The following is a 3868-nucleotide window of genomic DNA, read 5'->3' as shown; positions in this document are numbered from 1 at the left end:
CCGTATCTCCCACGATGGAGTCCTCAAGAATGGCGGGGTAATGCCCGGCCAGCTCCCACGTCTGGAAGAACGGCGTCCAATCGATGTAGGGCACCAAGTCTTCCAACGGGTACTCCAGCAACGTGCGCGGCCCGGTGAAGGTGGGCACGGGGACCGGCACCGTGAGATCAATCCTGGCGCGATTGGCCCGCGCCGCCGCAATGCTCACCAACCGCTCGGCGCCACCACGGGCCGCACGCGCCACGCGCAGCTCCTCGTATTCCTTGCGTACGGCCGCCGCGTAGTCGGCTTTCCGTTCGTCGCTCAGCAAGGCGCTGGTCACGCCCACCGCGCGCGACGCATCGAGCACGTGTACCACGGGCCCCGAATACGACGGTTCGATCTTGAGCGCGGTGTGCGCCTTGCTGGTGGTGGCGCCACCGATCAACAGCGGCACGGTAAAGCCCTGACGCTCCATCTCGCTGGCCACGAACGTCATCTCTTCCAGCGACGGCGTGATGAGCCCCGACAATCCGATCACATCGGCGTTCACTTCTCGCGCCTTATCCAGAATGGCGGCGCACGACTGCATCACGCCCATGTCCACCACTTCGTAGCCGTTACACTGCAACACCACGCCCACGATGTTCTTGCCGATGTCGTGTACGTCACCCTTCACCGTGGCCATGAGCACACGGCCGGCCGGCTTGCTATCCACCGTTTTCAGCGCTTCGATGAACGGAATGAGATGCGCCACGGCCTTCTTCATCACGCGCGCGCTCTTCACCACCTGCGGCAAGAAGAGCTTACCCTCACCGAAGAGATCACCCACCACGTTCATGCCGCGCATCAGCGGGCCTTCGATCACCTCGATAGGATGCGACGAGGCGAGACGTGCTTCCTCGGTGTCTTCCACCACGAAGGCATCGATACCGCGCACCAAGGCATGCGCGATACGCTCCTCGATCGGAAGCGTGCGCCACGCGAGATCTTCCGTCTGTTTGGCGCGTCCCTTGGCCTGATCGGCCACTTCCAGCAGGCGCTCGGTGGAATCAGCCCTACGATTCAACACCACATCTTCCACTCGCTCACGCAAGTCGAGCGGAATGTCCTCGTACGGAATGAGCTGTCCGGCGTTCACGATGCCCATGTCCATGCCGGCACGAATGGCATGGTACAGGAACACCGCATGCATCGCTTCACGCAGCGGATTGTTGCCGCGGAACGAGAACGACATGTTGCTTACGCCACCGGAGATCTTGGCCAGCGGCAACGTACGCTTGATTTCGCTCGTGGCCTCGAAGTAATCGACGGCATAACGCGCGTGCTCTTCGATGCCGGTGCCAATGGCGAAGATGTTCGGATCGAAGATGATGTCTTGCGGCGGGAAGCCTACCTGCTCGGTGAGAATCTTGTACGCACGCGTGCAGATCTCGACCTTTCGCGCGGCGGTATCGGCTTGCCCCTGCTCGTCGAAGGCCATCACGATCACCGCGGCACCGTAGCGACGCACCAAGCGCGCCTGTCGCAGGAATTCCACTTCGCCCTCCTTCAGCGAAATGGAGTTCACGATGCCCTTACCCTGCAAACATTTGAGGCCGGCCTCGATCACGCTCCACTTGCTGGAATCCACCATGACCGGCACGCGCGAGATATCGGGCTCCGACGCCACCAGATTCAGGAAGGTGACAATCGCCTTCTCGGCGTCGAGCAGCCCCTCGTCCATGTTGATGTCGATGATCTGCGCGCCGCTGTCTACCTGCTGGCGAGCCACCACCAGCGCCTCGCTGTAGTTCCCCTCGAGAATGAGCTTGGCGAACTTGGCTGAGCCAGTCACGTTGGTGCGTTCGCCCACGTTCACGAAATTCGTGTCGGGGCCGACGTTCATTGGCTCGAGCCCCGACAGGCGCAGCAGCGGTGCCACCTCGGGGATCTTGCGCGGGGCCACTCCTTCCACCGCCTGGGCGATGGCCTCGATGTGCGCCGGGGTGGTGCCACAGCAGCCGCCCACGATGTTCAGCAGCCCGCTGCGGGCCCACTCGCCGATCTGCTCGGCCATGATCTCCGGCGACTCATCGTAGCCGCCGAAGGCGTTGGGGAGGCCGGCATTGGGGTGGGCGCTCACGTGCGTGTCGGCGATGCGGGAAAGCTCCGACACGTAGCCGCGGAGCTGGGCGGCGCCGAGTGCGCAGTTGAGGCCGATGGAGAGGGGCTTGATGTGGGACATGGAGGTCCAGAAGGCCTCCGTGGTCTGTCCCGACAGGGTGCGGCCGCTGGCGTCGGTAATGGTGCCCGAGATCATGACCGGCACCCGCATCCCCGACTGCTCGAAGTACGACTCGATCGCGAACAGCGCCGCCTTGGCGTTCAGCGTGTCGAAGATCGTCTCGACCATCAGGATGTCGGCCCCGCCGTCGAGGAGTCCCTTGGCCGCTTCGGTGTAGGCGGTCACCAGCTGGTCGAAGGTGACGTTCCGGGCGCCCGGATTCTCCACCTCGGGGGACAGCGACGCCGTGCGGTTCGTGGGGCCGAGCACGCCGGCCACGAAGCGGGGCTTGGCCGGGTTGGCCGCCTCGAAATCGTCGGCCAGCCCGCGGGCCAGGCCGGCGGCGGCCACGTTGATCTCGTAGGCCAGCGACTCCATGCCGTAGTCGGCCATGGAGATGGTGTTAGCGTTGAAGGTATTGGTCTCGAGGATGTCGGCCCCGGCCTCGAGGTACTGCCGCTGAATGGCCCCGACGATCCGTGGTTGCGTGAGCGCCAACAGATCGTTGTTGCCCTTGAGATCGCTCGGCCAGTCGGCGAACCGCGTGCCCCGGTAATCGGCTTCGGTGAGCCGATAGGTCTGGAGCATGGTCCCCATGGCGCCGTCCAGCAGCAGGATGCGGCGGGCGAGGAGGTCGGGGAGCAGCGCAAGACGGGAGGCGCGATTGAGTACGCCGGATGCTGGCTTTGACATATCTTGAATTTATCTATGATGAGCGCCACAGAGCACCCGACTAACACGCCTGACACCGCGAATGGTGCCACGGACCCGCGCCCTCGCGCCGAGCTCTTGGCGCGGCTGCTGGATCCCGAACAGGTCATCATGTTCGACGGAGCCATGGGCACCATGCTGTACGCCCGCGGCGTGTTCATCAACCAGTGTTACGACGAGCTGGTGCTGCGCAGCCCCGATCTGGTGCGCGAGATTCACGCGTCGTATGTGAAGGCCGGCGCCGACGTGCTGGAGACGAATACGTTCGGCGCGAACCGCGCGAAGCTCACGCAGTACGGGCTCGAGGGGCAGGTAACGGCCATCAACACCAAGGCGGCACAGCTGGCGCGGGAAGCGGCCGGTGAGCAGCGCCTGGTGTCGGGCGCGGTGGGGCCGCTTGGTGTGCGCCTTGAACCCTATGGCCCCACGAGCAAGGACGAGGCGCGGTCGATGTTCCGCGAGCAGATGCTCGCCCTCAAGGCAGGCGGGGCCGACTGCTTCCTGCTGGAAACGTTCACCGATCTGGAAGAGCTAGAGCAGGCGATCCTGGCCGCCCGCGACGTGGATGCTGGCATGCCCGTTATCGCCCAGGCCACGGTCGGTCCCGATCTTCGTACCTCGTTTGGCGCGAGCCCAGAGGACATCGCCCGCGTGCTCGATCGCTGGGGCGCGGACGTGATCGGGCTGAACTGCTCGGTAGGGCCGCAAACCATTCTGGAAGCGATCGAGCGCATGGCGGCCGTGACTACGCGCAAGCTGTCGGCGCAGCCGAATGCCGGCATGCCGCGCGAGGTGGGTGGCCGCTCGATGTACATGGCGAGCCCCGAGTATATGGCCACCTATGCCCGCCACCTCATTCAGGCGGGCGCGAAGATCGTGGGCGGCTGCTGCGGTACCACGCCCGATCATGTC

At 64.6% G+C, this 3868-nt stretch carries 2 protein-coding genes; one reads left to right on the top strand and one right to left on the bottom strand.

Annotation, left to right across the window (positions count from 1 at the left end; all coding sequences use genetic code 11):
• A partial coding sequence (metH, locus tag ACIRA7_RS15540; RefSeq protein ID WP_396221749.1) for a methionine synthase occupies positions 1 to 2938 on the bottom strand: 2938 nt, incomplete at its 3' end.
• 15 nt (positions 2939 to 2953) lie between these two features.
• Here metH and ACIRA7_RS15535 point away from each other — a divergent pair.
• A partial coding sequence (locus ACIRA7_RS15535) for a homocysteine S-methyltransferase family protein (protein WP_396221748.1) occupies positions 2954 to 3868 on the top strand: 915 nt, incomplete at its 3' end.

The organism is Gemmatimonas sp., from assembly GCF_044376735.1.
Taxonomy (GTDB): Bacteria; Gemmatimonadota; Gemmatimonadetes; order Gemmatimonadales; family Gemmatimonadaceae; genus Gemmatimonas.
The sequence above is the reverse complement of the archived record's forward strand: the minus strand, read 5'-3'. Positions and strand labels throughout refer to the sequence as shown.